The sequence below is a fragment of the Luteimicrobium subarcticum genome (genome assembly GCF_002798015.1).
Classification (GTDB): Bacteria; Actinomycetota; Actinomycetes; order Actinomycetales; family Cellulomonadaceae; genus Luteimicrobium; species Luteimicrobium subarcticum.
In genome coordinates this window covers 297249-323657 of the sequence record NZ_PGTZ01000009.1, presented here as the reverse complement: position 1 = coordinate 323657, position 26409 = coordinate 297249, and the positions used below count along the sequence as shown (strand labels likewise).

Here is a 26409-nt window from a genome sequence, read left to right as displayed (position 1 = left end):
TATCAAGCACACTGTTGAGTTCTCAAGCAACCGACACACCCAACCTCACCCTCACGGGCTCGCATCGGGGCAACTTCTCCATCTTACCCGCCCCCCGCACCCCAGTCAAAACCACCGACCAGACCACCAGAAACGCGCCACCCCACACCCGACAACCCGCCACACCACAGCGCAGCAGACCACCAGGTCACAGAAGAAAAAGGGGCTCACCCCGCGGGGACCAGCCTCACCAGAACCACCCGAAGGCCGTCCAGCTCGTCCGTTCCTCCCTGCCGGGGCAACAACGAGTACGTTACACACCCCCCGACCCCACCGTCAAAACGCCCCGTCAGCGGGCCGGGGCGCCCCTCCGATCGCTCGGACGGACGGCCGGACCCCTCGGACCGGACGGCGCGGACGGGCCGTTTCACTGCACGGACCAGCCGCCGTCCGACGGCAGCACCACGCCGTTGAGGTTCACGCCGTCGTCGCTCAGCAGGAACGTGATCGACGCGGCCAGCTGGTCAGCCGTCGCGAGCGACGGGATCGCCGCCTGGAACGGCCGGAGCCGTGCCGAGCCGGCCTCCGAGACGTGCGGCGGGAACGGGATGCCCGTCGCGACGCCACCGGGCGCGACCGCGTTGACCCGCACCCCCTGCGGCCCATACATGAACGCCGCGGAGCGCGTCAGACCCACGACCGCGTGCTTCGACACCGTGTAGGCGTTCCCCGATGCGTTCCCGCGCAGACCGGCCTCCGACGCGACGTTGACGACCGATCCGCGCCCTGCGGTGAGCATCACCGGCAGGACGGCCCGGGTGAGGCGGAACGTGCCCGTGAGGTTGACCCCCAGCACGCGGTCCCACGTCGCGTCAGACGTCTCGTGGAGGGGCGAGAAGTCGTCGTTGATGCCGGCGACGTTGGCGAGACCGTCGATGCGGTCGCCCGCCGCGGCGACGATGGCGTCGACGTCTTCCTGCAGGGTGATGTCGCCGACGACGGTCACCACGTCGGCGCCCGCAAGCTCGGCGACGAGGTCGGCGAGGCGGTCCGCCGCCACGTCGACCGCGACCACCCGGCCGCCCTCGCGCGCGACCCGCGAGGCCGTGGCACGCCCGATGCCTGAGCCGGCACCCGTCACGACCACGGTGCGCCCCGCGAACCGGCCCGGCGTGACGACCTCGCGCCACCCCGTCGTCGTGCCGGCGTCGGCCGGGATCTCGCCGCCGTTGACCTGCCGGACGAGGTCGTCGACGACCGACTGGGGCATGTCGCCCTGGCTCATCGCGACGAGCTGCTGCAGCGGCAGCGACCGGACGGGGGCGAGCTGCTCCTCGGAGGCGCCCGACTGCGCAAGAAGCCCGCGGACGAGCGGGCCGCCGGTCGGGTCGTCCAGCCAGGCACCGATGGTGCTGCTCGCGGTGAGCGGGGTGTTCGCCGTCATGGTCGTGCTCCTTCGCGTTGTCGGGATGTTCTGGTCGTGACGTCAGCGGGTCGCGGCCGGCTCGAGCTCGGCCTCCGGAGCCGTGTCCGGAGTAACCGCGAGCGCCGCGGCGTCGTCGCGCGCCCGTCGCGGGGCCAGCAGGATCACCAGGGCGCCGAGGCCGGCGGCGATCGCACCGACCACGAAGCAGAGCTGGAACGCGCCCTGCGTCGGGACCGCGTAGCCGCCGAGGTCCATGGTCTTGCTCGTGAGGACCACGGCCATGACCGCGCCGGCGACCGTCGTGCCGATGGAGCGCATGAGCGTGTTGACGCTGACGCTCGACGACGCCTCGGTCGGTGGCACGTTCGACAGGATCATCGTGGGCATCGCGGCGTAGCCGACGCCGACGCCCGCGAGCGAGATGCAGGACGCGATCATCAGCTGCCACGGCGCGTCCATGAGGAAGAGCGCGGCGACGTACCCGAGCGCGAGGACGGCCGCGCCGATCGCGAGCGTGACCCGCGCCCCGTACGAGGTGAGCAGCTTCGAGGACACCGGCGCGAAGAGCATCATCATGAGACCGCCCGGGGCCATCCAGAGGCCCGCTGCGAGGATCGACTGACCGAGGCCGTAGCCGGTGGCTTCCGGCATCTGCAGGAGCTGCGGCACGACGATGGACTGCGCCATCATGCCGAAACCGATGAGGACGGCGGCGATGTTCGTCAGGAGGATCGACTTCTTCGCCATGGTGCGCAGGTCGACGAGCGGGTCGTGGTGACGCAGCTCGAACCAGCCCCAGGCCAGCAGCACGACGACGCCACCGGCGATCATCCCGATCGTGAGGGGCTCCCCCCAGCCCCAGTCGTTTCCCTTGGAGACGCCGACGAGGACGCCCACGAGACCGGCGGCGAGGCCGGCGGCCCCGACCCAGTCGATCGAGGCGGGGTGCGCGTCGTGCGTGTTCGGCAGGACGACGACCGAGAGGACCAGCATGACGACCGCGAGCGCGGTCGCGACCCAGAACAGCGCGTGCCAGTCGTGGTCCTGGGCGATCCATGCGGCGAGCGGCAGACCGAGGGCGCCGCCGACGCCGAGCGTCGCGCTGACGGCCGCGGTGGCCGAGTTGACCATGTGCGGCGGCGCGACCTCGCGCACCATCGAGATCGCGACGGGGATGTACCCCATGGCCATGCCCTGGAGCACGCGTCCGACCAGGACGAACGTCAGCGAGTCGGAGACGGCGCAGACGAGCGAGCCGACGATGAGGACCGACGCCGCGGCGACGAGCACGGGCTTCTTGCCGAGCACGTCGGCGAGGCGTCCGACGAGCGGCATCGTGACGCCCGCGCCGAGCAGCGTCGCGGTGAGCACCCAGGACGCGTTGCTGGCGCTCGTGTCGAGGAACGAGGGCAGCTCCGACTGGATGGGGATGACGAGGGACTGCATCAAGGCGGACGCGAGGCTGCCGAACAGCAGCGCGCCGATGATCCAGACGGCGCGCCGGTCGCGCGGCGGCGACGCCGCGGACGGCCCGTCAGCGGGCAGCATGGTGTTCATGGATCTCCTCGGGAGAGCAGCGCGGAGGGTGGGGGTGGTCATCGGGCGTGGTCACCGTCGACCGTCATGTGTAGGTTACACATCTAGATATGTAGACTACACACGCAGGCGGCGGTGTCAATGCTCCCGCAGCCGCCCTGGATGCCCCGGCGACCGCCCCTGGAGTCCCTCATGACGCCCGACGACCTGCTCCCCACCAGCGAGGTGGTCCGCGACCGACGCGTCGCCTGGCTGCTCACGCTCGTCAACCGGCACCAGCACGTCATCGAGCAGCGCATCGAGCTCAACAGCGCCGACATGCGGCTCCTCTGGCTCTTCAACGACCACCGCGCCCGCACCCTGCGGGAGATCGCCGACGACCTCAGCCTCGAGCAGTCGACCGTCAACCGGCAGGTCAACGCCGCCCTCACGGCAGGGCTGCTGCGACGCTTCTCCGAACCCGGCCGCAGCGCCCGGCTCGTCGAGCCCACCGAGCGCGGACGCACCCTCTTCGAACGCGACATCGCCGACGCGCTCGGCACCTACGAGCAGGCGCTCGACCGGCTCGGCGACGACGCCGCACCGTTCCTCGACCTGCTCACGCGGTTCACGTCAGCGTTCGGGGACGCCGTCCACACGCTGCCCGAACGCTGACCGCGTGCGGAGACGGGGAACGACGAGAGGGAGAGCCGTCCGGCCCTCCCTCTTCCCTTCCCTTTCCAACGTATATCCCGACGGGGGGCTTGCGGCAAGGCCCCCCTGGAGGGCGACGATCATGGGCCCACTCCCCCGGAGCTGCCATGCCTGACGTCTTCGCCCTGCCCGCGCGCCTCGCCGCCAAGGCCGACCCCACCCTGATCGCCACCGACTCCGCACACCTCGCAGCGGTCGCCGCAAGCCTCGACGCACAGGTCGCCGACGTCTCGCGGCGGCTCGCCGAGGCGCGCCGCGCCCCCGGACGCAGCGGCACCGCGGCGCTCGAGCGAGACCAGGAGATCCACCGCCTCGCGGCGCGGCTCGCCGTCCTCCAGCGGTACGGGATCGACCTCTGCCTGGGGCGGATGACGCCCGCCGACGGCTCCGCCCCCGTCTACGTCGGGCGCGTCGGCCTCACGGACCGCGACGGCACCCCGCTCCTCGTCGACTGGCGCTCCCCCGCCGCCGCGCCGTTCTTCGCCGCCACGCTGGCGCAGCCCGCCGGCCTGCTGAGCCGCCGGCGCTACCGCTGGACCCGCGGACGCGTCACCGACTACTGGGACGAGGTGTTCGACCCGGCGGCCGCGGCGTCGTCGTCGGCCACTCTCGACGACCAGTCGGCGTTCGTCGCGAGCCTCGCCGCCGACCGCTCCCCCCGGATGCGGGACGTCCTGGGCACGATCCAGGCCGACCAGGACGTCATCATCCGCGCCGGGTCTCGGGGCGTGCTCGTCGTCGACGGCGGACCCGGGACCGGCAAGACGGTCGTCGCGCTGCACCGCGCCGCCTACCTCCTGTACGCCGACCCGCGGCTCGGGCGCGGGCGCGGCGACGTGCTCGTCGTGGGACCGAGCCGCCCGTACCTCGACTACGTGTCGGACGTGCTGCCCAGCCTCGGCGAGGAGGGCGTGCGCACCTGCACCCTGCGCGACCTGGTGCCCGAAGGTGCGGACGCCCGTCCCGAGGTCGACGGCACGGTCGCCGCGCTCAAGGGGACCGCCGCGATGGTCGGTGCGATCGAGACCGCGGTCCGGTTCTACGAGCAGCCGCCGACGGAGGCTCTCACCGTCGAGACCCCGTGGGACGACGTCGTGGTGACCGTCGACGACTGGGCCGCCGCGTTCGAGGCGCCGGAGCCGGGGACCCCGCACCACGAGGCGCGCGAGGCGGTCCACGAGGCTCTCGTGACCCTTCTCGTCGAGCGGCACGGGCCGGACGGACCGGCGGACGGCACGGACGGCACGGTGGACGAGCTGCGGAGGACCCTGCTCCGGCACCGCGGGCTCACCCGGGCGCTCCACCGCGCCTGGCCGACGCTCGACCCGGGCGAGCTGGTCGGCGACCTGTGGACCGTGCCCGCGTTCATGCGCCTGTGCGCACCCTGGCTCACGCCCGACGAGGCGCGCGCGCTCCGCCGCGCCGACCCCGCGGCATGGACCGTGGCCGACCTACCGCTCCTCGATGCCGCCCGCCGACGACTCGGCGACCCCGACGCGGAGCGCCGGAAGCACGAGCGAGAGACGGCCGAGGCCGACGCCCGGGCGCGCATGACCGACGTCGTCACCGACCTCGTCGCGGCCGACGACTCCGACCTGATGATCATGAGCATGCTGCGCGGCGAGGACCTCCGGTCGGCGCTGGTGGACGTCGACACCGTGCCCGAACCCACCCCGGACGCGCTCGCCGGACCGTTCGCGCACGTCGTCGTCGACGAGGCTCAGGAGCTCACGGACGCCGAGTGGCAGATGGTGCTCACCCGGTGCCCGTCGCGGAGCCTGACCGTCGTGGGCGACCGGGCGCAGGCGCGCCGGGGCTTCGCGGAGGGCTGGGAGGAGCGGATGGAACGGGTCGGTCTCGGCACGGCCACCCTCGCCGGTCTCACGGTGAACTACCGCACCCCGCAGGAGGTGATGGCGGTCGCGGCGCCCGTCGTGCGGGCCGTCCTGCCGGACGCCAACGTCCCCACGTCCGTCCGGTCGAGCGGCCTGCCGGTGCGGTACGGCTCCACCGCGACGCTGGACGACGTCGTGGCCGGCTGGCTGGCGACGCACGACGAGGGGGTCGCGTGCGTCGTCGGGGCGCCGGCGTTCCCGGACGGGGAGCGGGTCCGCTCGCTCGCCCCGGAGACCACGAAGGGGCTCGAGTTCGACCTCGTCGTGCTCGTGGAGCCGGACTCGTGGGGCGACGGCACGCAGGGCGCCGTGGACCGGTACGTCGCGATGACGCGGACGACGCGCGAGCTGGTGGTGCTCACCGGCTGAACGGCTGTCACACCTTCGCCGCGCCACGCGTCACCCTGTCGACAGCGACAGCGACAGCGACCGGGCCCAGGCCCAGGACCGACACAGCAGGAGGAACGATGAGCGAGCGGGGAGAGGGCGTCCTGACCGACGCGGAGAAGGCGGCCATGCAGGACCGTGCGGCTGAGCAGAAGGCCTCGCGGCGCGGCGGCGGCAAGGCGGCGAAGAAGGAGGCGGACAAGCAGGCGCTGCTCGACAAGATCGCCGAGATGGGCGACGCGGACCGGGCGATCGCGGAGCGGATCCACGCGATCGTCACCGAGGTCGCGCCGGACCTCGACCCGAAGACCTGGTACGGCATGCCTGCGTACGCGCAGGACGGCAAGGTGCTGTGCTTCGTCCAGCCCGCCGAGAAGTTCGGCGCGCGGTACGCGACCTTCGGATTCAACGACGTCGCCGCCCTGGACGACGGCGACGTGTGGGCGACATCGTTCGCGATCACCGCGATGACCGACGACGTGGCACGGACGGTCACGGAGCTGGTCCGGCGCGCCGTGGGCTGACGTCACGGCATGATCGACGCATGGCCGACGACACCGCACTCCTGCGCACGCGCCTCGCTGAGCTCCACGAGGAGGACCGCAGGCTCGTGCTGCCACGGTTCACCCTCGACGACGCCTGGGAGGTCGGCAGCCGGCTGCGCGCGCTCGCAGTCGAGCGGTCGCTCCCCGTCGTGGTCGACGTGCGCCGCGGTGCGCAGCAGGTCTTCCGCACGGCGCTCGACGGGACCAGCGCCGACAACGACTCCTGGGTGGAGCGCAAGGTCGCGGTGGTCCGGCGCTTCGACGCTGCGTCCCTGCTCGTCGGCCTGCGGCACCGGGCGAAGGGCCGCGACTTCACCACCGCGACCGGACTGCCGTTCCAGGAGTACGCCGCCCACGGCGGTTCCGTCCCGGTCCGGGTCGAAGGCGTGGGTCAGGTCGGCGTCGTGACGGTCTCCGGGCTCGCGCAGGAGGACGACCACGCCCTCGTCGTCGAGGTGCTCGAGCAGCTCGTCGCGGGGGGTGCGCGATGAGCGCGCCGGAGGCGTCCACCCGCGTCGCCCTCGTCGGGTACGGGTTCGCGGGCCGGACGTTCCACGCTCCCCTGATCCTCGGCACCTCGGGTCTCGAGCTCACGACCGTCGTGTCGGGACGCCCGGACGCCGTGCACGCCGACCTGCCGGACGTGGACGTCGTACCGGACCTGGCGGCCGCGCTCGAGGACGACTCCCGACCCGTCGACCTCGTGGTGGTCGCGACACCGAACACGGAACACCTGCCCCTCGCGGCCGCCGCGCTCGAGGCAGGGCGGCACGTGGTCGTCGACAAGCCGTTCACTCTGACGCTCGACGACGCCCGGACGCTGCGGGACCTCGCGCACCGACAGCACCGGTTCGTCACGGCGTTCCACAACCGGCGCTGGGACTCCGAGCACCTGGGCCTGCGCGCGCTGCTCGACAGCGGCGTGCTCGGCGCGGTCACCCATCTCGACGCGCACTTCGACCGGTTCCGCCCCGAGGTCCGCGACCGGTGGCGGGAACGCGCCGAGCCCGGCAGCGGCGTCTGGTTCGACCTGGGACCGCACCTGGTCGACCAGGTCGTCCAGCTCTTCGGGGTGCCGGAGACCGTGACCCTCGACGCCGCCGCCCTGCGACCGGGCGCCCGGACCGACGACTGGGCGCACGCCGTCCTGCGTTACGACGGGCTGCGCGTGACCCTCCATGCGACGCTCCTCGCCGCCGCGCCGGCGCCGCGGCTGACCGTGCACGGCACCCAGGCGTCCGCGGTGAAGCAGGGCATCGACCAGCAGGAGGCGCAGCTCCTCGTCGGCACGCGGCCCGGCGACCCGGGCTGGGGCGAGGACCCGGACCCGATCGTCGTGCACCTGCCCGACGGCTCGACGAGCGAGGTCGCCGTGCCTGCCGGTGACCACCGCGCGTTCTACGCGGGCGTCCGCGAGGCCGTGCGGGGCGCCGGTCCCCTGCCGGTGACGGTCGACGAGTCGCTCGCCGTGATGGCGGTGCTCGAGGCGGGGGTCGTGTCGGCGGCCGAGGGCCGGTCGGTCGTGCCCGCGCTCACCGACGAGGAGCGGCTCGCCGTCGGTGGGTGACGGCCCCCAGGGTGGCGTCGGCCCGGGCCACGACGAGCATGGGATGCGGCGGCCGGCCCCAGCCCGTCCGGAGCTGGTGGGATCCGTCTGGTCGATCGTGGCGCACGAAGGAGTCGCAATGAGTGATAACCGCGAGGCAGAGCTGCTCGACGCAGTCCCCGGCGGCCTGTACATCGCCGGCGAGTGGCGGGACGCCGAGGACGGCGCGACCTTCGCCGTGCACGACCCGTCGACCGGGCAGGCCGTCAAGGACGTCGCGAGCGCGACCGTCGCCGACGCCGTCGCCGCCCTCGACGCCGCGTGCGAGGCCGGGCCCGCGTGGGCGGCCACACCGCCCCGCGAGCGCGCCGAGATCCTGCGCCGCACGTTCGACCTGCTCCAGGAGCGCAAGGAGGACGTCGCGCTCCTCATGACCGTCGAGATGGGCAAGCCCCTCGCGGAGGCGCGCGGCGAGGTCGCCTACGGCGGCGAGTTCCTCCGCTGGTTCAGCGAGGAGACGCCGCGCATCCAGGGCCGCTACGGGACCAACCCCGAGGGCACGGGACGCATGATCGTCACGCAGCACCCCGTCGGGCCGTGCTTCCTCATCACCCCGTGGAACTTCCCGCTCGCGATGGCCACCCGCAAGATCGCCCCGGCGCTCGCCGCCGGGTGCACGGTCGTCGTGAAGCCCGCCGGGCTGACCCCGCTCACCACGCTGTTCCTCGTGCAGCTCTTCGAGGAGGCCGGCCTGCCCGCGGGCGTCGTCAACGTCGTCACCACGACGAACACCGGTCCGGTGTCCGAGGCGATCATCGGCGACCCGCGCCTGCGCAAGGTCTCGTTCACCGGGTCCACGTCCGTCGGGCAGAAGCTCCTCCAGCAGGCCGCGGGCGGCGTGCTGCGCACCTCGATGGAGCTCGGCGGCAACGCGCCCTTCGTCGTGTTCGAGGACGCCGACCTCGACCGGGCCGTCGACGGCGCGATCGCCGCGAAGTTCCGCAACATCGGCCAGGCGTGCACCGCGGCCAACCGGTTCATCGTGCACCGGTCCGTCGCGGACGAGTTCGCGCGCCGCGTGACCGAGCGCGTCGACGCGTTCCGCGTCGGCCGCGGCACAGAGGACGGCGTCACCATCGGCCCGCTCATCGACGACCGCGCCGTGCAGAAGACCGGCGAGCTCGTCCAGGACGCCGTCGACCGCGGTGCGACGCTGCGGACCGGCGGGTCCGCGATCGACCGTCCGGGCTCGTTCTACGCCGCCACCGTCCTGTCGGACGTCGCCGCCGGCAGCGACCTCCTCCGCGAGGAGATCTTCGGGCCGGTCCTCGCGATCGTCCCGTTCGACGACGAGGACGACGCCGTCCGCCTCGCCAACGACACCGAGTACGGCCTCGTGTCGTACGTGTTCACCCAGGACCTCGCGCGCGGGCAGCGCATGATGGAGCGCATCGAGACCGGGATGATGGGCCTCAACGTCGGGGTCGTGTCGAACGCCGCCGCGCCGTTCGGGGGCTGGAAGATGTCGGGCCTCGGGCGCGAGGGCGGCGCCGAGGGCATCCACGAGTACCTGCAGACGAAGTACACGCTCACGCCCGACCCGTTCGCCTGAGCGAGCGCGCGGTGCCCCTCTCGCGCCGATCATCGCGCAACCAATGGTTGCGCTGCACCCGAGGCCGGTCTATCGTGTCATGCAACCGATGGTTGCACTCATGTCACGGTGGGCGGCGGCCCGCCACGGAGAGGGGACCCCATGGACGACGCGCGCCAGCACCACGAGATCGGCAGCATCGAGCGCGAGCTGCACATCGACGCACCACCCGAGGTCGTGTTCGCCGTCCTCACCACCCCCGAGCACATCCGCGACTGGTGGAGCGCCGCGACCGACGTCGACCCCGTCCCGGGCGCCAGCGGCCGGTTCAGCTGGACCGACAACACGACCGGGAGCACCGAGTCGACCCCCTTCACCGTCGTCGAGTCCGACCCGCCGCGCACCTTCTCGTTCCGCTGGACGTACGACGAGGGCGCCGCTGCCGGCCCGGGCAACTCGCTGCTCGTGACGTTCGAGCTCGTCCCCGCGGACGGCGCCACCATGCTGCGGTTCCGCGAGACCGGGTACCGGGAGCACGGCTGGGAGGCCGCGGTGCTCGAGGAGCAGTACGCGTCGCACCGCCAGGGCTGGGACTTCTACCTGCCGCGCCTCGCGGCCGCGTCCGCGTCCGCCCGCGAGGGTGCCTGCGAGCCCGGTGCGCCCGGAGCGTCCGGGGCGTCCGGCCGATGAGCACCGTCAGCACCGTCGACGACGACCTCTGGTCCGCGATCGGCGACCCGACCCGCCGTCGGATGCTCGACCTCCTGCTCGCCGACGGCGGCGGCACCGCCACGACGCTCGCCGCGCACCTGCCCGTCACCCGGCAGGCCGTCGCCAAGCACCTCGTCGTCCTCGACCGCGCCGGGCTCGTCCGCTCGACCCCGGTCGGCCGGGAGAAGCGCTACCACGTCGACGAGGCACAGCTCGCGCGCGCGGTCGCGCAGCTCGCCGCCGTCGGCGCCACGTGGGACGCACGGCTGCACCGCATCAAGAGCCTGGCCGAGGCGATCCAGCGCACCGCCTCCGCGCACGACGAACGGGAGTGATCGAGATGGTGGACATCCTGCACCGGGTCGGCGTCACCGCCGCGCCCGAGAAGGTCTACGCAGCGCTCACCACGGTCGAGGGACTGGCCGGCTGGTGGACGACCGACACGAGCGGCGACGAGGACGGCGTCCTCGCGTTCCGCTTCGGCGAGGTGGGCGGCTTCGACATGAGGGTGCTCGAGAAGGTGCCGGACGAACGCGTCCGGTGGGAGGTCACGGACGGGCCGGACGAGTGGATCGGCACGACCGTGACGTTCGAGCTCACCCAGCACGACGGGTGGACGATCGTGCTCTTCGAGCACGCGGGCTGGCAGGAGCCGGTCGAGTTCATGCACCACTGCTCGACCAAGTGGGCGACGTTCCTGCTGAGCCTGAAGCAGTACGTCGAGACGGGCACGGGCGCGCCGGCCCCCGACGACGTGCGGATCAGCGACTGGCACTGACGGGCGGGCCGTCCCCGGGCGCCAGGTCGAGCTGCAGCACGGTCGTCCCGAGCCACCGGTCGAACTTGAAGCCCACCGCGTCGAGGCGCCCGATCTCGCGGAAGCCGAGGCGGCGGTGCAGGGCGAGGGACGCGCCGGACTCGTCGTCCGCGGCGACGCACACGACCTGGCGCAGGCCGGCGGCCCGGGCGCCGTCGAGGACGGCGGCGAGCAGGGCGGTGCCGAGGCCCCGGCCGCGCGCCTCGGGCGCGAGATAGATGGTGTCCTCGACGGTGAACCGGTACGCGGCGCGGGGGCGCCACGTGTTGACGTACGCGAACCCGAGGATCTCGTCGGGTTCGGCGTCGCCCGGCTCGGTGTCGTCGACCGCCACGAGGAACGGCCACCCGTGCGCCTGCACGTCGCGCACCTTGTCCGCCCAGTACGACGACGGCGGCGCGTCCAGGGCGAACGTGACCGTCGACGTCCGGACCCAGTGGTCGTAGACCCTGCTGATCGCGGGGGCGTCGTCGGGCGTCGCGGGTCGCAGGCGAGAGGTGGGCGAGTTCGGCATGCGCGCTCCTGGTCTGTCCGGGTCCTCGGGACCGGTCAGAACGCTACCGGTCGCGCTGCTCGCCGGTGACGTCGAGCGGTCGCGCGGACGTCCCTGACCCGCTCCCACGAGCCGGCACACGGCACGTCGTCGCGACGGCCTCGCGGCGTCCCGCACGGACGACGCGCCGGAGTCCGCGCGACCGGGGTCCGAGGGTCGTCGTCACCTCGGCGACGAGCGAGCCCTCGGCCGGACCGTCGAGCACGAGCGGCTCGTCGACGGGCACGTCAGCGGCGAGCCGGACGTCGTCCGCGAGGCTGCGGCGACCGAGCGCGCGGTGGCACACGGCGTAGGCGGGCACGAGCAGCAGGACCGACCCGATCCAGGCGAGCGGGTTGCTCCACACGACACCGCGGTAGCCGAACGCGGCGCCGAGCGTGAGGGCCGCTGCGATGCGCATGACGAGCTCGAGCACGCCCGAGAGCGTCGGGACGAGCGTCCGGCCGAGGCCCTGGAGTGCGCCGCGCAGCACGAACAGCACGCCGAGGACGGCGTACATCGCGCCGTTCACGGTGAGGTACCAGGCCGCCATGTCGACGACCTGCTCCTCACCGCCGCCGAGGAACAGCCGCACGATGTCGCTGCCCCACGCGATCAGCACGGCACCGAGGACGACCGCGCCGGCGACGGACATCGCGGTGGCCTGGAGCACGCCGGCGCGGATGCGGTCGGGGCGCAGCGCGCCGTGGTTCTGCGCGACGAACGTCGAGACCGCGAGGCCGAGGGACGCGAGGAGCGCGACGGCGAGCTGGTCGACACGGCTCGCGGCGGTGTACGCGGCGACGGCGTCGGAGCCGAGCTCGTTGAGCGTGACCTGCACGACGAGCGCGCCGATCGCGATGATCGAGGCCTGGAACCCCATGGGCAGGCCGATCCGCAGGTGGTGGCGCAGGTCGCCGGGGAACGCGGTGACGGCGGCGCGCAGATCGGCGCGGCCGATGTGCAGGGCCGGCACCCGCCGGCGCACGTACGCCAGGCACAGCACGACGGACAGGGCCTGCGACACGACGGTCGCGAGCGCCGCTCCCCCGACGCCCGTACCGACGACCCCGACGAGGACGGCGACGAGCGCGCCGTTGATCACGCAGCTCACCGCGAGGAAGACGAGCGGGGTGCGCGAGTCGCCGATGGCGCGGATGATCCCGGCGAGGTAGTTGAAGGCCATGGTCGCGGCGGCGCCGGCGAAGGTCACGGTCGCGAAGGTGGTCGCGTCGTCGAGGAGCTCGGGCGGCGTCTGGAGCAGCTCGAGCGCGGGGCGGGCCAGGAGGAGCGACCCGACGGTGATGACGACGCTGCCGCCCGCGGTGAGCAGCGTCCCGGCGGCGACCGAACGGCGCACCGCGGCCGCGTCCCCGGACCCGAACGCCTGGGCGGTCGGGATCGCGAACCCGGACGTCATGCCCCAGGAGAACCCCATGAGCAGGAACAGCAGGCTGCCGGTCGAGCCGACGGCGGCGAGGGCGTCGACGCCGAGCCCGCGCCCGACGATGAACGCGTCGGTGACCTGGTAGAGCTGCTGGACGACGTTCCCGACGAACAGGGGGACCGCGAACAGCAGGACGACGCGCCACGGTCGTCCGGTGGTGAGGGATGCCTGGGGCATGGGGGTGCGACGTCTCCTGGTCGAGTGCTGGTGGGGGCTGCGCCGCGTGCCGTCGGCAGGAGAGATCGTATCGTTTCGACCCGGCGTCGCGCAGCCCCTTTTCCGACGATCGACGACAGGGTTTGCGAAGAGGTCGCGAAGGCCCGGGAGCCTCAGCCCGCGGCGTGCTCCGCGTCGCTGACGTGCTCGAACCACACCGTGCTCTCCGCCGGGTCGTCCGCGTTCTCCGAGATCGCGAGGTGCTCCATGAAGGCGTCCGGCGTCGCACCGTGCCAGTGGTCCTCGCCCGGCGGGCAGTACAGCGTCTCACCCGGCACGGCGCGGAGCACCGAACCGTCGCGGGACCCCATCAGCGCGACGCCCGCCAGCACGTGCAGGAACTGGCCGCGCGCGTGCCGGTGCCAGGCCGTGCGCGCGCCCGGCGCGAACCGCACGCGGCCGACGATCGCCCGCTGGTCACCCTCCTGGGGCGTGACCACCATGTCGAGCCACACGTCGCCCGTGAAGCGCTCGGGCGGGTTCTTGACGGTCGCGGTCCTGTCGAGCTTCTTCATGCTGGGGTCAGTCCTTCGTGATCGTGGAGGTGGCGGCCGGCTGGGCAGCGGGCACCCTCGCGGGCGCGAGCGTCGTCGCCGCCCAGGACGCCAAGAGCTTCAGGCCGTCCTCTGCGGGCGACCCCGGCTGCGGGGTGTAGACGTTGAGCTGGAGCCCCGGGTCGGCCGGCAGCAGCAACGCCTCGTAGTCGAGCTCGAGCCGCCCGACGACCGGGTGGTGGAACACCTTCGTGCCGCTGCGGTGGTAGCGCACGTCGTGCGACGCCCAGAGGCGGCGGAAGTCCTCGCTGCGCGTCGACAGCTCTCCGACGAGCGCGGTGAGGCCCTTGTCGTACGGGTTCTGGCCCGCGGACGCCCGCAGGATCGCGACGGCGTCGTGGGCCATCCGGTCGGCCCGGTCGCCCCAGAACGCGTGCGCGGCGTCCGGCTCGAGGAAGTGGAACCGGGCGGTGTTCACGGGCTGGTCGAGCAGCCGCTCGGGCGAGTCGTACATCGGCGCGTACAGCGCCCGCCCCAGCAGGTTCGACGCCAGGACGTCGAGCCGGCCGTTGCGCACGAACGCGGGGACGCCGTCCATCGCGTCGAGGACCCGCTGCACCACGGGACGCGGCGTCGGCGCAGGGGCGCGTCGCGCCCGGGAGCGGGCGGCGCCGGACGCGTTCGCCGCGCGGGCCAGGTCGAACAGGTGCCCGCGCTCCGCCTCGTCGAGCTGGAGCGCGCCCGCGAGCGCCTCCAGGACCTCCTCGGACACGCCGCCGAGGCTCCCGCGCTCGAGGCGCGTGTAGTAGTCGACGCTCACGCCGGCGAGCATCGCGACCTCCTCGCGACGCAGCCCCGGCACGCGGCGGTTGCCGCCGTAGGCGGGGAGGCCCGCCTTGTCCGGGGTGATGCGCGCCCGACGCGTCGCGAGGAACTCCCGCGTCTCCGTCTTGAGGTCCATCCCGTCCCCTGTGGCTCCGCTCATGCTTCCGACGGTACGGCGGTGACCAGGGCGGTGGGAGGTCCTGCTGGTACCCGGCACGTCAATGCCGGGTTCCGCCGGTCGCCGCTGCCACCTCGTCCGCCAGCGCCGGGCCGAGCATCCCCGGCGCGTCGCCGGCGAGAGCGGCGCGCGCCTGGGCCACGAAGCGCCTCATCCCCCCGAGCCACACCTGCCGTCGGCGGAGCCCGCAGGCATGGAGGGCCCGACCGTGATCGACCACGAGGACCGTCGCCGCACCGGCCGCGACCACCGTCCAGACCGCACCGAACCCCCCTCGGACGACCCGGGGCGTGTCGGCGAAGCCGACGTGGAGGCGGTCCACCTGGAAGCGCAGGTGGTGGACCTCGTCGGACGCGACACGTCGGCCGATCCCACGGAGCACCGGGTCGGGTGCTCGGGTCGCGAGAGCCGTGAAGTAGTCCGTCGCGACAGACTCGGCGACGAGGAACAACGCGAGCTCGGTGCGCAGACCCAGGGCGCGCCGCAGCTGGGTGAAGGCCGCGTCGGACCAGTGCGCCGACAGGGTCGGAGCGCCCAGGTGGTCGAGACCGCGACGGAAGAGGGCGGAGTGCCTCTGCTCCTCCGCGACGAGCATCTGCAGCGCCTCGACGTACTCGGGATCGCCTGCTCGCCGGGCCTTCGCCAGCAGGCGCGCACCGTCGCCGTCCTCGCCGAGCTCGAACCGCTGGAAGGACCTCACGAACGCCGCGCGGTCCGGTCCGGCGAGCGTGCACGGTGCTCCCCAGGGAATCTCGCGCTCCATCGCCGCCTGAGTCTCGAGGTTGTCGCGGAAGTGCCCGACCCAGATCGCGAAGGTCGGTGTCCGAGGATTGTCACGGCTCGCTCCGTCGGGGCTCATACCCAGGAACCTAGCCCCGAGGCGCCGGAGAGGGGACCCGGCGAGCGGGGTACCGACAGGGCCTCCCCCCGCGCACGACGCGCTCCTAGCGTGGAGGACATGGCCACCACCGACATCCCCACCCTCACCCTGAACAACGGCGTGACGATGCCCGCGATCGGCTACGGCGTCTTCCAGACACCGCCCGAGCAGACGATCGCCTCCGTCGAGACCGCGCTCGCGGCCGGCTACCGGCACGTCGACACCGCCGCCGCCTACGGCAACGAGCGCGAGGTCGGGCGAGCGCTGCGCGCGTCGGGCGTCGACCGGGCCGACGTGTTCGTCGAGACCAAGGTCTGGGTCTCCGACTACGGGTACGACGCGACCCTGCACGCGTTCGACAAGGCGACCGGCAAGCTCGGGCTGGACACGCTCGACCTGCTGATCCTGCACCAGCCCGCGCCTGACCGCTTCGACGCGACCGTCGACGCGTACCGGGCGCTCGAGCGGCTGCTCGCGGACGGCGGGGTCCGCGCCATCGGCGTCAGCAACTTCATGCCGCACCACCTCGACGACCTGCTCGCCCGCACCGACGTGGTGCCCGCGGTCAACCAGGTCGAGCTGCACCCGTACTTCCAGCAGCGCGCGGTCCAGGAGGCCGACGCGCGGCACGGCGTGCTGACGCAGGCGTGGTCCCCCATCGGCGGCATCACGTTCTACCCGGGCTGGGGTGGCGACGACCGTCGCTCGACGCTCGACGACCCGGCCATCGCGGCGATCGCTGTCGCGCACGACCGCTCCGCCGCCCAGGTCATGCTCCGCTGGCACCTGCAGCAGGGGCGGTCCGCGATCCCCAAGTCCGTGACGCCCTCGCGCATCGCCGAGAACCTCGCCGTCGGGGACTTCGTCCTCAGCGACGACGAGCTGGCCGCGATCGACGCGCTCGAGACGGGCGTGCGCGGCGGACCCGACCCGGACGTCCCGCGTCCGGACTTCTTCGCCCGCGAGATCCCCGAGGCCTGAGCACGCGCGACACGTTCCTGTACGGCGGCGGGCCCGCGCCCGTGCGCGCCGACTCGAGGACGCGAGAACGAGAGACCGGAGGACGACCATGGCGCCCAGCGTCGAGGCACAGCAGCACCACGACGAGCTGTTCGGCGACCAGACGTCGACGCTCGCCCGGACCGACCCCGAGCTCGTCGAGCACTTCGACGAGTGGGCGTTCGGGGACGTGCAGCGCGACGCGCCGCTCGAGCCCCGGACGCGGACGTTGGTCCAGCTCGCGGCTCTCGTCGCGTGCGGGGCGCTCGGCGAGTTCCGGGTCCTCGCGCGGGCGGCGCTGCGGGTCGGCGTGACGCCCGTCGAGCTCAAGGAGGTCGTCTACCAGGCCGTGCCCTACGTCGGTATGGGCCGGGTGTTCGACTACCTCCACGCGACGAACGAGGTCCTGTTCGAGCACGGCGTGGAGCTCCCGCTGCCCGGGCAGTCGACCACGACGCGCGCGGACCGGGCCGCCCGCGGGCTCGCCGTCCAGCAGCAGATCGTGGGCGCCGACACCGTCGACACGATGTACGCGAACGCCCCCACGGACGAGCAGCACGTCCAGCGGTACCTGTCCGCGAACTGCTTCGGCGACCACTACACGCGTGGCGGCATCGACGTGCCGACCCGCGAGCTGCTGACCCTCGCGATGCGCGTCGCGCTCGGCGGTGCCGACCCGCAGGTGGCCGGGCACGTCGCCGCCAACCTGCGGGTCGGCAACGATCGCGCGACGCTGGTCACGGTGCTCACCCAGCTCCTCCCGTACGTCGGGTACCCCCGCACCCTCAACGCGCTGCGCGCGCTCGACTCCGTCGCGCCGGCCGCGCCGACCACCCCCACCACCTCCAGGGAGGACTGAGAACCATGACCAGGACCCGCACCTGGTTGATCACCGGCGTCACGTCAGGCTTCGGCCGCGAGATCACCGCCCAGCTGCTCGCCGTGGGCGACCGCGTCGTCGGGACCGTCCGCGGCACCGAGAAGGTCGCCGACCTCCTCGAGCGGTACCCCGACACGTTCCGTGCGCCGCTCCTCGACGTGACGGACGCGGCCGCGGTCCGCGACACGGTCGACCGCGCGTTCGCCGGCGAGCCGTTCGGCGACGACGGTCGCGTCGACGTCGTCGTGTCGAACGCCGGCTACGGGCTGTTCGGCGCGGCCGAGGAGCTCAGCGACGCCCAGGTCGACCGCATGATCGCGACCAACCTGCGCGGGTCGATCCAGCTGATCCGGGCGTCGCTCCCCCACCTGCGGGCCCAGGGCGGCGGGCGCGTCGTGCAGATCTCGTCGTACGGAGGGCAGGTCGCGTTCCCCGGCAACTCGCTGTACCACGCGACCAAGTGGGGCATCGAAGGGTTCGCGGAGTCCGTCGCCGCCGAGGTGGCGGGCTTCGGGATCGGCCTGACGATCGTCGAGCCCGGCGGGGCGCGCACCGAGTTCCGGTACGGGTCCGCGCAGGTCGCGGGCGCGATCCCCGCGTACGCCGGGACGCCCGCCCGGTCGTTCGAGGCCATGCTCGACCCGGCGAACGGCCTCGCCGCCGGCGACCCGGTCCGCATGGCCGCGCGGATCATCGAGTCCGTCGACGTGGAGCCCGCACCCCTGCGGCTCGTGCTCGGGTCGCAGGCCCTGGACTCGACCGTCGCAACCCTGCAGCAGCGCGTCGCCGGGTTCGAGGCGCAGCGCGACGTCGCCGCGTCCACCGACTACCCGCCCGGCCTCTGACGTCGCCCGCCTCATGCTCCGACCCCGCACCCACCCGAAGGAGAACCCGCACATGAGCACCTGGGACGCCGCGGACCTCACCGCGATCGACAGCGACGGCGAGCTCGAGGTCGCCGCCCACCGGCCCGACGGCACGCTGCGCACCCCGCGCACCGTGTGGCACGTCGTCGTCGACGACCGGCTCTACGTCCGGTCCGTGCGCGGACAGGACGGCGCCTGGTACCGGGGCGTGCAGCGCACCGGCACCGGCGCGATCGACGCCGGCGGCGTGCACGCCGAGGTCACGTTCACGCCCGACGACAGCCGGGACGACGCCGTCGACGCCGCGTACCGGGCCAAGTACGGCACCGGGTCCGCGGTGCAGAGCATCACCAGCCCCGTAGCCCGCGCCACCACTCTGCGCGTCGACCCGCGCTGACCCGTCCGCCGACCTGAGGAGAACCATGCACGGCGCCGTCATCCACGGAACCCGCGACGTCCGCTTCGAGGAGCGGCCCGACCCCACCATCGAGAAGCCCACGGACGCCGTCGTGCGGACCGTCGCCGCGTGCGTCTGCGGGTCGGACCTGTGGCGATACCGCGGCATCCAGCAGGTCACCACGCCGACGCCCATCGGGCACGAGTACGTCGGTGTGGTCGAGGCGGTCGGCGCGGACGTCGAGACCGTCGATGTCGGCGACTTCGTCGTCGGCGGGTTCCTCACGTCCGACAACACCTGCGCGGTGTGCCGTGCGGGCATGCAGTCCCACTGCCTGCACGGCACCGGGTACGACGGCTGCCAGGCCGAGCTGATCCGCGTGCAGAACGCCGACGGGACGCTCGTCGCGACCCCGGGACACCCCGACGACGACCAGGTCCCGTCGCTGCTCGCCCTGTCCGACGTGATGTGCACCGGGTGGCACGCAGCCGTGAGCGCCGGCGTGCGTCCCGGGTCGACCGTGGTCGTCGTCGGCGACGGAGCGGTCGGGCTCAGCGGCGTCCTCGCCGCCGCCGAGCTCGGTGCCGAACGGATCGTCGCGATGAGCCGCCACGCCGACCGGCAGGCCGTGGCCCGCGCCTTCGGCGCCACCGACATCGTGGCGGAGCGCGGCGACGACGGCGTCGGGCAGGTCCTTGAGCTGACCGGAGGGATCGGCGCCGACGCGGTGCTCGAGTGCGTCGGCACGGAGGACTCCGTCGACCAGGCGCTGCGTTCCGCCCGCCCCGGCGGCACGGTCGGCTGGGTCGGCGTGCCGCACGTCGGCGAGATCGCACAGCAGCACATGTTCTGGCGCAACGTCGGGCTGCGCGGCGGACCCGCGCCCGTGCGGGCCTACCTCGACGACCTCGTCCGCAAGGTCCTCGATCGCAGCATCGACCCGGGCCGGGTGTTCGACCTGACGCTGCCGCTGTCCGAGGTGGCGGAGGGCTACGCCGCGATGGACGAGCGCCGGGCGATCAAGACCCTGCTCGTCCCCTGACGTCCAGCACGGGACTGCACGAGCTACGGCTGGCGGCGGACGACCTCCCACGCACCCGGGTCGTCGAGCGCCGGGGCAGCCGGGTCAGCGGTCCGCACGTACACCAGCCGGTCGTGCAGCCGGTCACGGCGGCCCGCCCACAGCTCGACCTCGTCGCACGCCACCCGCCAGCCGCCCCAGCTCGACGGCACGGGGACGTCGTCGGGCGATCCCGTGTCCGGGTACAGGGCCGCGTAGCGCGCAGACGCAGCGACGAGCGCCGCACGGTCGGCCACGGGGCGCGACTGGTCGGACGCCCACGCGCTGATCCTCGACCCCCAGGGCCGGGACACGAAGTACGCGGCGATCTCGTCGCGGCCGATCTCCACGGCGCGGCCGCGGAACCGCACCGCCCGGAACATCGCAGGCCACGTCAGGGACGCCGCGATGCCGCCCGTCGCGCGGATCTGCGTGCTCTTCGCCGACCCGAGGTCCGTCACGAAGCCCGGGCCGCGGGCGTCCAGGAACCGCATCAGGACGGTCCGGACGTCCGGCATGCCGGCCGCGTCGACCGTCGCGACGGACAGCGCCGTCGGCTCCGGCACGTCGCCGCGCTCGGCCTGGCGGTGGTGTGCCGCGGCGAGCCACTTCTCGACCTGGGCGAGCGGCGCGGGCGCGAGGTCGCGCTCGTCCAGGCCCTCGCCGGTGTACTCGGTGCGTCCGGTGGTCACACCCTCCTCCTCCGCGCCTCGGCCGGCCCTGGCAGCCAGCAGCGTCACCCAGCATGCCAGGGCGACGAGCGGTATTCGCCTTGATCAGGAGGATGCGCGATCCAGGAGGTCCTGGCTCAATCCCTGAGACGGGTCACCGAAGAGCCGTCGGATCGGCAGGTCGCCGATCATCAGCACGATGACGGGGTTCGACAGGAACCCGTACGTCGCACCGTCGTCGTCCGCTCCACGGGCGGCCTCCAGCAATCGAGGGCCCAGCACCGGGTGCGTCAGCCACTCCCGCAACGTGGACGACGGACCCAGCACGGGGTGGGGCACCCGGCGCTCCCGGGTGACGTCGGCATGCTCCGCCAGGTCTCTGGACGACGCGCCGACCGAGACGCGGTACGCCCCCCCGTCCGTGACCCAGCACGAGAGCGTGTCGTCCCAGCGCTCGAACACGCGTGGACGCAGCGCCGTCCGGACCGTGGACGTCTCCCCGGGAGCGAGCGCCACACGTCCGAAGGCGGCCAGGCTCCGTAGAGGACGGGACGCCGACGGCTCGGGCTCCGCGACGTAGACCTGCCAGACCGTCGAGCCGTCCCGCGCACCGGTGTTCGTGACGTCGAAGGCCAGTGCGACTTCCTCGCCGTCGACTGTCGCTGACAACGACCCGAAAGCGAACGTCGTGTAGCCGATGCCGTGACCGAAGGGGAACGCCACCTCTCGACCCAGCCGGTCGTAAGAGCGGTAGCCGACCAGCACGCCCTCAGCGTGCAGGGCACGACCTGGCTGCGGGAAGGAGCCCGCTGTGGGCGTGTCGGCGAGCCGCACGGGGATCGTCTCGGTCAGCCTGCCCCCCGGCTCGTCGTGCCCGACGAGCACCCGCGCGAGCGCCTCGCCCCCACCTGCACCCGGTAGCCACCAGGCCAGCACCGCCGCCGCGTCGTCCGACCACCCGGCCGTGAGCAGGGTGCCCCCGCTGTTCAGCACCACCACGGTCGGCGTCCCTGTGGCGCACAGCCGACCGACCAGCTCGCGTTGACCGGTTGGCACCTCGAGCGTCGACCGGTCACGTCCTTCGGAGTCGGCGCCCGGCGGGGGCCCGACGACGACGACCGCCACGTCGGACCGTGCGACGATCTCGACGGCCTCGTCCGCGAGCGCGGCGTCCGAGCCACCGTCCGCTGCACAGCCTGCGACACACCTGACCTCGGCGCGGGTCCGGGCTCGCAGCTCCGTCGCAAGGTCGTCGGTCCGCAGCGGGTTCACCCCGGCGCTCCCGCCGCCCTGGCGGTGCGGCTCAGCCGCGAGGGAGCCGACCAGCGCGACCGATGACACGGTGCCCGCGAGCGGCAGCACACCGTCGTTGCGCAGCAGCGTGATCGACGCCACCGAGGCGTCCACCGCCAGGTCGTGATGTGCCCGGACGTCGACCGCGCGCCCCGGTCGATCCGACCAGTTCCGCGCCGCGCGAGCGACTCGCGCGCCGGCACGAAGCACCGCCGCGCGGACCGTCTCCTCCGTGCACGCCTCCCGCAGCGCCGCCTGGGATCCGAGCGCGGGGCCCGGCATCTCGAGGTCGAGGCCGGCGACCACGGCCGCCACAGGATCGTCGACAGCTCCCCAGTCAGACATGACCGCTCCGTCGAAACCCCACTCGTCGCGCAGGATCCCCGTGAGCAGCTCGTGGTGCTGGCTCACGTACGTGCCGTCGACCTTGTTGTACGAGGCCATGACGAACGCCGGGGACGCCTCCCTGACGATCCGTTCGAACGCCGGGAGATAGATCTCACGCAGCGCCGAAGCCGAGAGCTCGGCGCTGACGCGCATCCGGTCGGTCTCCTGGCTGTTCACCGCGAAGTGCTTGACGCACGCCGCGACGCCGGCCGCCTGGACGCCGCGCACGAACGCGGCCCCCAGCACACCGGACACCGTCGGGTCCTCCGAGTAGTACTCGAAGCTGCGTCCGCCGAGCGGCGAGCGCCGGATGTTCACCGACGGGGCGAGCAGGACGTCGGCCCCCGCGGCCCGGGCCTCCGACGCGACGGCCTCCCCGACCCGCTCCAGCAGACCGGCGTCCCACGTGGAAGCCAGGGCGCTCGGCGACGGGAAGCAGGTGCCAGGAACCTTGCCTGAGAAGTCGGGGAGGTTCATCGCGAGCCCGTTGGGACCGTCCGCCGTGGTGAGCGCGGGCACGTCTCCGACAGCACGCGTGTGCATGAGGTCCGCACCCGTCACGAGAGCCAGCGACTGGTCGAGGTCGGGGGTCATGCCACCACTCCCGCCCGCTCCATCTCGATCCGGTCCTCGGGGCTGTGGACGTTCCACAGGCGGGGCCGGGACGGGTCCTCGCTCGCCGGACGGAAGCTACCGGTGAGCGTCGTGGTGCCCGCGACGATGCGATGGCGCGCCGCATCCCCGGGCAGCACGATCTCCCCCTCGACGCCCTCCGGGAGGGTCGCGGTCACGCTCACCGTCGCGCCCGTTCGCTCCCAGTGGACGTCGATCTCGCCGTACGGCGACAGATGACGCGCGCCACCGCTCGTGAGGCCACCGCCCGGCTGCGGGGCGACCAGCACGCGACGGTAGCCAGGCTCCGACGGCGCGAGGCCGCCGACGACGCGGTGAAGGAAGTCCGCGACCGCGCCGAGCGCGTAGTGGTTGAACGAGGTCATCTCGCCGGGGTTCACGCTGCCGTCGGGCAACATGCTGTCCCAGCGTTCCCAGACCGTGGTCGCCCCCATCGTGACGGGGTACAGCCAGGACGGGCACTCCGTCTGGAGGAGGAGGTGGTACGCCGTGTCGACGGCCCCGACGCGGACCAGCGCGTCACACACCAGCGGCGTACCGACGAACCCGGTGGCGATGCGATGGTCGTTCGCCCGGACCAGCTCGACGAGCCGGCGACCGGCGATGGCACGCTGCTCGTCGTCGGCGAGCAGGCCGAACTCGAGCGCGACCGACAGTGCCGTCACGGTGTCGCTGACGATACGACCCGAGGGCGCCACATATTCCCGACGGAAGGCCGCCAGGGCACGGTCCGCGACCTGCGCGTACCGGGCAGCCCGCTCGGGGTCTCCGAGCACGTCGAAGGCCTGGGCCGTCAGCCGGGCGCTCCGGGCGTGATACGCGGTCGCGACGAGGTGACGGTCGGTCCCCGAGTCCCCCGGGCGGTCCGGCGGGGCGGCCGGGTCCAACCAGTCCCCGAGCTGGAAGCTCGCGTCCCAGAGACCCGTGCCACCAGTGAGGGCGTCGACCTGATCCACCCACGCCGCCATGCTGCCCGCCTGGTCCCTCAGGACCTGGACGTCGCCCGTCCGCTCGTAGAGGGTCCACGGCACGATCACCGCGGCGTCGCCCCAGGCGGCGGCGGGCGCAGACGGGAAGCCGCACTCCAGCCACGGGTGGAAGTTGCGCATCGTACCGTCAGCCGCCTGCTCGGCCGCGACGTCGCGCAGCCAGCTGCGCAGCACGCCCGTGCAGTCGAACAGGAACGCGGCCGCCGGAGCGAAGACCTGGATGTCTCCGGTCCAGCCCAGCCGCTCGTCGCGCTGAGGGCAGTCCGTCGGGAGGTCGACGAAGTTGTCCCGCATGCTCCACACGACGTTCTCGTGCAGGCGGTTGAGCAGGGCGTGCGACGAGGTGAACCAGCCGGCGCGCTGCATGTCGGAGTGGATCACCCGTGCAACCACCGACACGGGGGCGTCCGCGGGCCAGCCCTCGACCTCGGCATACCGGAAGCCGTGGATCGTGAACCGTGGTTCCCAGCTCTCCGTGCCACTGCCCGCGAACACGTACTCGTCGACCGAGCTCGCGGTCCGCAGCGGCCGCACGGCGAGCGCGTCGTCCTCCAGGACCTCGGCGTGGTGGAGCCGAACCACGTGCCCACGATTCGCGGTCGCGGTGAACCGCAGCCGTCCGGACACGTTCTGCCCGAAGTCGAGACGGACCCGGCCGTCGGGCCGCCAGTCGACCGCGACCGGTCGGATCTCCTCGACGCAGCGCACCGGGGGGCCGACGGGGCCTTCCAGCGCCGCGCCGAACGCGGCGTCGTCGAGTACCGCGGCGTGATTCCAGGCGCCGCCGTCGAACCCGGGCGCAGACCATCCGTCCTGCTCGAGCCGGGCGTCGTGCCGCTCGCCCTCATACAGACCGGTCGCGGTGATCGGCGCGGGAGACCAGGTCCAGGACAACGGGACCTGGACGACCGATCCGTCCTCATGCATGACCTCGAGCTGGGCCCGCAGCGCGATGTCGCGGCCGTAGACGTCCCAGAGCCCGCCGTTGAACCCGAGCCGTCCTCGGTACCAGCCGTCCGCGAGCCACACTCCGAGTGCGTGGACCCCCGCCGATGCCTGGTCGAGGTCGAAGGTCTGGTAGCGGAGGCGGTGCCCGAAGCTGCTCCACCCGGGTGCGAGCTCGGTGTCGTCGACGCGGATCCCGTCGTGCTCCAGCTGGTAGACGCCGTGAGCGGCGAGGTAGAGCCGCACGCGTCGCGCGCCTTCGGGACGGTCGTACTCCGCACGCAGCAGGAACGCGGGCCTCGGGCCCTCCGACGACGCGGCGACTGATGGGCTGACCCAGGGGGCCGACCAGGCGTCGCGGGTGAGCCCGCGCTCGACGACCAGCTCGTCTGACCAGTCTCCGACCAGGTGGTCGTTGGTCGTCCGCACGCGGACGACGGCACGCTCTCTCGGGGCGAGCCCCCGCGCGGGCCACGGCACGAGCGCCTGTGCGCCTACCGCGGCGACCGCACAGATCTCGGGGGCCGTCTCGAGGTCGCGGCAGACCTCGATCTCGTAACCGGTCGCACTGCCGGCGCCCTCGAGACGCCAGCTGAGTCGAGGAGCGGGCTCGTCGATCCCCAAGGCGCTGGCGACGTGCTCGGCCCGGAGCGCGACGACACGCGGCGGCGTCATCCCTTCACCGAGCCGGCCGTCAGGCCCTTCATGACCCGCTGGTTGAGGAACAGGTAGATGGCGCCCGTCGCGAACACGTTGAGGCACACTGCCGCAAGCGTCGGCCCGTACTCGACCTGGCCGAACTGGCCCTGGAAGTTGAGCAGACCGACCTGGATGGTGCGGAGGTCGTCGCTGCTGGTGAACGTCATCGCGATCAGCAGGTCGTTCCAGATGAAGAAGAACTGGACGAGAGCGACCGTGAAGATGGCGTTCCGCACGAGAGGAAGGCCCACGGAGAAGAACTGGCGGATCGTGCTCGCGCCGTCGAGCGTGGCGGCCTCGAAGATCTCGCGTGGCACGCCGCGGAAGAACGTCGCCATCATGAACACGGTCAGCGGCAGCCCGATGGCCGTGTAGGTGATGACCAGCGGCAGCAGCGTGCCGGTGAGGTGCAGGTTGAAATAGATCGTGAACAGCGGGAGCAGGATCATCTGCCCCGGCACCATGATCCCCGCCAGGAAGCTGACGAGGACCGCGCCCCTGCCCTTCCACACGAGGATCTCGAGGGCGAACCCGGCCGCCACCCCGAACAGGATGGTCATGAAGAGGGACGGGAAGACCGCGACGATGCTGTTGCGCGCGTAGGTGCCCAGATTTCCGTCGACCACCGCGTCGACGTAGTTCTGGAAGTTGAACCAGTCGTCGGGCAGCGAGAACGCCGGCTTGTTGAGGATCTCGTTCTGCGTCTTCAGGGACCCGAGGACGAGCCAGACGAGAGGGATCAGGATGACGAGCAGGAGCAGCGTGGTCGCGGCCCAGGTCGCCACGGTCCCGAGCGGGTTGCGGCGGAGGCGCCGCAGTCGGGACCGACGTGCGGGCTGTGCGGGACGCGTGGTGGGCCGGGCGTGCGCCGGCGTGGAGGTCACAGTCATCG

At 72.9% G+C, this 26409-nt stretch carries 25 protein-coding genes; 14 read left to right on the top strand and 11 right to left on the bottom strand.

The genetic code is table 11. The features are described 5' to 3' along the window. Positions 1 to 406 precede the first annotated feature (406 nt). Both CLV34_RS12125 and CLV34_RS12120 read right to left on the bottom strand, forming a co-directional pair. On the bottom strand, positions 407 to 1423 hold the full coding sequence (locus tag CLV34_RS12125) for an SDR family NAD(P)-dependent oxidoreductase (protein WP_100350553.1): 1017 nt from the start codon (positions 1421 to 1423) through the stop codon (positions 407 to 409). Positions 1424 to 1465: 42 nt separating this feature from the next. After that, on the bottom strand, positions 1466 to 2962 hold the full coding sequence (locus CLV34_RS12120) for an MFS transporter (RefSeq protein ID WP_211289435.1): 1497 nt from the start codon (positions 2960 to 2962) through the stop codon (positions 1466 to 1468). 171 nt (positions 2963 to 3133) lie between these two features. Between CLV34_RS12120 and CLV34_RS12115 the strand changes: the two genes are divergently transcribed. The 9 genes from CLV34_RS12115 (at position 3134) to CLV34_RS12075 (ending at position 11087) form a co-directional block, all read left to right on the top strand. Beyond that, on the top strand, positions 3134 to 3595 hold the full coding sequence (locus CLV34_RS12115) for a MarR family winged helix-turn-helix transcriptional regulator (RefSeq protein ID WP_100350552.1): 462 nt from the start codon (positions 3134 to 3136) through the stop codon (positions 3593 to 3595). Between the two features lie 146 nt (positions 3596 to 3741). Then, positions 3742 to 5898 (top strand): RNA polymerase recycling motor ATPase HelR, encoded by a 2157-nt coding sequence (gene helR, locus CLV34_RS12110; protein ID WP_100350551.1) that lies wholly within the window; start codon positions 3742 to 3744, stop codon positions 5896 to 5898. A 98-nt stretch (positions 5899 to 5996) separates the two neighbouring features. Continuing rightward, entirely contained in the window at positions 5997 to 6440 is a 444-nt protein-coding gene (locus CLV34_RS12105) for an iron chaperone (RefSeq protein ID WP_100350550.1), read from the top strand. A gap of 20 nt (positions 6441 to 6460) precedes the next feature. Continuing rightward, positions 6461 to 6952 (top strand): heme-degrading domain-containing protein, encoded by a 492-nt coding sequence (locus tag CLV34_RS12100; protein ID WP_100350549.1) that lies wholly within the window; start codon positions 6461 to 6463, stop codon positions 6950 to 6952. Beyond that, entirely contained in the window at positions 6949 to 8028 is a 1080-nt protein-coding gene (locus tag CLV34_RS12095) for an oxidoreductase (RefSeq protein WP_100350548.1), read from the top strand. Before CLV34_RS12100 ends, CLV34_RS12095 begins: the two co-directional genes overlap by 4 nt. 118 nt (positions 8029 to 8146) lie before the next feature. Next, entirely contained in the window at positions 8147 to 9619 is a 1473-nt protein-coding gene (locus CLV34_RS12090) for an NAD-dependent succinate-semialdehyde dehydrogenase (RefSeq protein WP_100350547.1), read from the top strand. 141 nt (positions 9620 to 9760) lie between these two features. Next, positions 9761 to 10288: an SRPBCC domain-containing protein gene (locus tag CLV34_RS12085; protein WP_100350546.1), complete on the top strand. Its 528-nt coding sequence runs from the start codon at positions 9761 to 9763 to the stop codon at positions 10286 to 10288. Continuing rightward, complete coding sequence (locus CLV34_RS12080) at positions 10285 to 10644, top strand: ArsR/SmtB family transcription factor (RefSeq protein WP_100350545.1); 360 nt, start codon at positions 10285 to 10287, stop codon at positions 10642 to 10644. Before CLV34_RS12085 ends, CLV34_RS12080 begins: the two co-directional genes overlap by 4 nt. A 5-nt stretch (positions 10645 to 10649) precedes the next feature. Further along, the gene (locus tag CLV34_RS12075; protein ID WP_100350581.1) at positions 10650 to 11087 is read left to right on the top strand and encodes an SRPBCC family protein; all 438 of its coding nucleotides are present in this window, start codon (positions 10650 to 10652) and stop codon (positions 11085 to 11087) included. On the opposite strand, the gene CLV34_RS12070 is transcribed toward CLV34_RS12075, so the two are convergent. From CLV34_RS12070 to CLV34_RS16745, 5 genes are all read right to left on the bottom strand, one after another. After that, positions 11071 to 11640, bottom strand: coding sequence for a GNAT family N-acetyltransferase (locus CLV34_RS12070; RefSeq protein ID WP_100350544.1), 570 nt, complete (start codon positions 11638 to 11640; stop codon positions 11071 to 11073). The genes CLV34_RS12075 and CLV34_RS12070 overlap by 17 nt on opposite strands. Positions 11641 to 11683: 43 nt before the next feature. Further along, complete coding sequence (locus CLV34_RS12065; protein WP_100350543.1) at positions 11684 to 13282, bottom strand: MATE family efflux transporter; 1599 nt, start codon at positions 13280 to 13282, stop codon at positions 11684 to 11686. 152 nt (positions 13283 to 13434) lie between these two features. Beyond that, entirely contained in the window at positions 13435 to 13836 is a 402-nt protein-coding gene (locus tag CLV34_RS12060; RefSeq protein ID WP_100350542.1) for a (R)-mandelonitrile lyase, read from the bottom strand. A 7-nt stretch (positions 13837 to 13843) separates the two neighbouring features. After that, the gene (locus CLV34_RS12055) at positions 13844 to 14776 is read right to left on the bottom strand and encodes a helix-turn-helix transcriptional regulator (RefSeq protein ID WP_100350541.1); all 933 of its coding nucleotides are present in this window, start codon (positions 14774 to 14776) and stop codon (positions 13844 to 13846) included. 82 nt (positions 14777 to 14858) lie between these two features. Continuing rightward, on the bottom strand, positions 14859 to 15677 hold the full coding sequence (locus tag CLV34_RS16745) for a ferritin-like domain-containing protein (RefSeq protein ID WP_211289434.1): 819 nt from the start codon (positions 15675 to 15677) through the stop codon (positions 14859 to 14861). A 99-nt stretch (positions 15678 to 15776) separates the two neighbouring features. On the opposite strand from CLV34_RS16745, the gene CLV34_RS12045 reads away from it, so the two are divergent. The 5 genes from CLV34_RS12045 (at position 15777) to CLV34_RS12025 (ending at position 19882) form a co-directional block, all read left to right on the top strand. Next, the gene (locus tag CLV34_RS12045; protein ID WP_100350580.1) at positions 15777 to 16679 is read left to right on the top strand and encodes an aldo/keto reductase; all 903 of its coding nucleotides are present in this window, start codon (positions 15777 to 15779) and stop codon (positions 16677 to 16679) included. An 88-nt stretch (positions 16680 to 16767) separates the two neighbouring features. After that, positions 16768 to 17556 (top strand): carboxymuconolactone decarboxylase family protein, encoded by a 789-nt coding sequence (locus CLV34_RS12040; protein WP_100350540.1) that lies wholly within the window; start codon positions 16768 to 16770, stop codon positions 17554 to 17556. A gap of 5 nt (positions 17557 to 17561) precedes the next feature. After that, entirely contained in the window at positions 17562 to 18422 is an 861-nt protein-coding gene (locus tag CLV34_RS12035; protein ID WP_100350539.1) for an SDR family oxidoreductase, read from the top strand. A gap of 52 nt (positions 18423 to 18474) precedes the next feature. After that, on the top strand, positions 18475 to 18840 hold the full coding sequence (locus tag CLV34_RS12030; protein WP_100350579.1) for a DUF2255 family protein: 366 nt from the start codon (positions 18475 to 18477) through the stop codon (positions 18838 to 18840). A gap of 25 nt (positions 18841 to 18865) precedes the next feature. After that, positions 18866 to 19882, top strand: coding sequence for a zinc-dependent alcohol dehydrogenase family protein (locus tag CLV34_RS12025; protein ID WP_100350538.1), 1017 nt, complete (start codon positions 18866 to 18868; stop codon positions 19880 to 19882). A gap of 23 nt (positions 19883 to 19905) precedes the next feature. On the opposite strand, the gene CLV34_RS12020 is transcribed toward CLV34_RS12025, so the two are convergent. The 4 genes from CLV34_RS12020 to CLV34_RS12005 all read right to left on the bottom strand — a co-directional run bounded on the left by CLV34_RS12020 (position 19906) and on the right by CLV34_RS12005 (position 26407). Then, complete coding sequence (locus CLV34_RS12020) at positions 19906 to 20592, bottom strand: pyridoxine/pyridoxamine 5'-phosphate oxidase (RefSeq protein ID WP_100350537.1); 687 nt, start codon at positions 20590 to 20592, stop codon at positions 19906 to 19908. Between the two features lie 84 nt (positions 20593 to 20676). Continuing rightward, positions 20677 to 22845, bottom strand: coding sequence for a glycoside hydrolase family 3 C-terminal domain-containing protein (locus tag CLV34_RS12015; RefSeq protein WP_100350536.1), 2169 nt, complete (start codon positions 22843 to 22845; stop codon positions 20677 to 20679). After that, complete coding sequence (locus tag CLV34_RS12010) at positions 22842 to 25493, bottom strand: family 78 glycoside hydrolase catalytic domain (RefSeq protein WP_100350535.1); 2652 nt, start codon at positions 25491 to 25493, stop codon at positions 22842 to 22844. Before CLV34_RS12010 ends, CLV34_RS12015 begins: the two co-directional genes overlap by 4 nt. After that, a complete protein-coding gene (locus tag CLV34_RS12005; protein WP_100350534.1) occupies positions 25490 to 26407 on the bottom strand; it encodes a carbohydrate ABC transporter permease in 918 nt (305 codons plus the stop codon). The genes CLV34_RS12010 and CLV34_RS12005 overlap by 4 nt, the downstream gene beginning before the upstream one ends. Positions 26408 to 26409: the final 2 nt, after the last annotated feature.

Excerpts from the sequence above, each read along its gene's own strand:
- CLV34_RS12075 (WP_100350581.1), top strand. The coding sequence starts at position 10,650 with ATGGTGGACATCCTGCACCGGGTCGGCGTCACCGCCGCGCCCGAGAAG.
- CLV34_RS12005 (WP_100350534.1), bottom strand. The coding sequence starts at position 26,407 with ATGACTGTGACCTCCACGCCGGCGCACGCCCGGCCCACCACGCGTCCC.
- CLV34_RS12090 (WP_100350547.1), top strand. The coding sequence starts at position 8,147 with ATGAGTGATAACCGCGAGGCAGAGCTGCTCGACGCAGTCCCCGGCGGC.
- CLV34_RS12010 (WP_100350535.1), bottom strand. The coding sequence starts at position 25,493 with ATGACGCCGCCGCGTGTCGTCGCGCTCCGGGCCGAGCACGTCGCCAGC.
- CLV34_RS12055 (WP_100350541.1), bottom strand. The coding sequence starts at position 14,776 with ATGGACCTCAAGACGGAGACGCGGGAGTTCCTCGCGACGCGTCGGGCG.
- CLV34_RS12100 (WP_100350549.1), top strand. The coding sequence starts at position 6,461 with ATGGCCGACGACACCGCACTCCTGCGCACGCGCCTCGCTGAGCTCCAC.
- CLV34_RS12085 (WP_100350546.1), top strand. The coding sequence starts at position 9,761 with ATGGACGACGCGCGCCAGCACCACGAGATCGGCAGCATCGAGCGCGAG.
- CLV34_RS12095 (WP_100350548.1), top strand. The coding sequence starts at position 6,949 with ATGAGCGCGCCGGAGGCGTCCACCCGCGTCGCCCTCGTCGGGTACGGG.
- CLV34_RS12080 (WP_100350545.1), top strand. The coding sequence starts at position 10,285 with ATGAGCACCGTCAGCACCGTCGACGACGACCTCTGGTCCGCGATCGGC.
- CLV34_RS12025 (WP_100350538.1), top strand. The coding sequence starts at position 18,866 with ATGCACGGCGCCGTCATCCACGGAACCCGCGACGTCCGCTTCGAGGAG.
- CLV34_RS12015 (WP_100350536.1), bottom strand. The coding sequence starts at position 22,845 with ATGACCCCCGACCTCGACCAGTCGCTGGCTCTCGTGACGGGTGCGGAC.
- CLV34_RS12045 (WP_100350580.1), top strand. The coding sequence starts at position 15,777 with ATGGCCACCACCGACATCCCCACCCTCACCCTGAACAACGGCGTGACG.
- CLV34_RS12115 (WP_100350552.1), top strand. The coding sequence starts at position 3,134 with ATGACGCCCGACGACCTGCTCCCCACCAGCGAGGTGGTCCGCGACCGA.
- CLV34_RS12035 (WP_100350539.1), top strand. The coding sequence starts at position 17,562 with ATGACCAGGACCCGCACCTGGTTGATCACCGGCGTCACGTCAGGCTTC.
- CLV34_RS12065 (WP_100350543.1), bottom strand. The coding sequence starts at position 13,282 with ATGCCCCAGGCATCCCTCACCACCGGACGACCGTGGCGCGTCGTCCTG.
- CLV34_RS12120 (WP_211289435.1), bottom strand. The coding sequence starts at position 2,962 with ATGAACACCATGCTGCCCGCTGACGGGCCGTCCGCGGCGTCGCCGCCG.
- CLV34_RS12070 (WP_100350544.1), bottom strand. The coding sequence starts at position 11,640 with ATGCCGAACTCGCCCACCTCTCGCCTGCGACCCGCGACGCCCGACGAC.
- CLV34_RS12125 (WP_100350553.1), bottom strand. The coding sequence starts at position 1,423 with ATGACGGCGAACACCCCGCTCACCGCGAGCAGCACCATCGGTGCCTGG.
- CLV34_RS12030 (WP_100350579.1), top strand. The coding sequence starts at position 18,475 with ATGAGCACCTGGGACGCCGCGGACCTCACCGCGATCGACAGCGACGGC.
- CLV34_RS12060 (WP_100350542.1), bottom strand. The coding sequence starts at position 13,836 with ATGAAGAAGCTCGACAGGACCGCGACCGTCAAGAACCCGCCCGAGCGC.
- helR (WP_100350551.1), top strand. The coding sequence starts at position 3,742 with ATGCCTGACGTCTTCGCCCTGCCCGCGCGCCTCGCCGCCAAGGCCGAC.
- CLV34_RS12040 (WP_100350540.1), top strand. The coding sequence starts at position 16,768 with ATGGCGCCCAGCGTCGAGGCACAGCAGCACCACGACGAGCTGTTCGGC.
- CLV34_RS12105 (WP_100350550.1), top strand. The coding sequence starts at position 5,997 with ATGAGCGAGCGGGGAGAGGGCGTCCTGACCGACGCGGAGAAGGCGGCC.
- CLV34_RS16745 (WP_211289434.1), bottom strand. The coding sequence starts at position 15,677 with ATGAGCCCCGACGGAGCGAGCCGTGACAATCCTCGGACACCGACCTTC.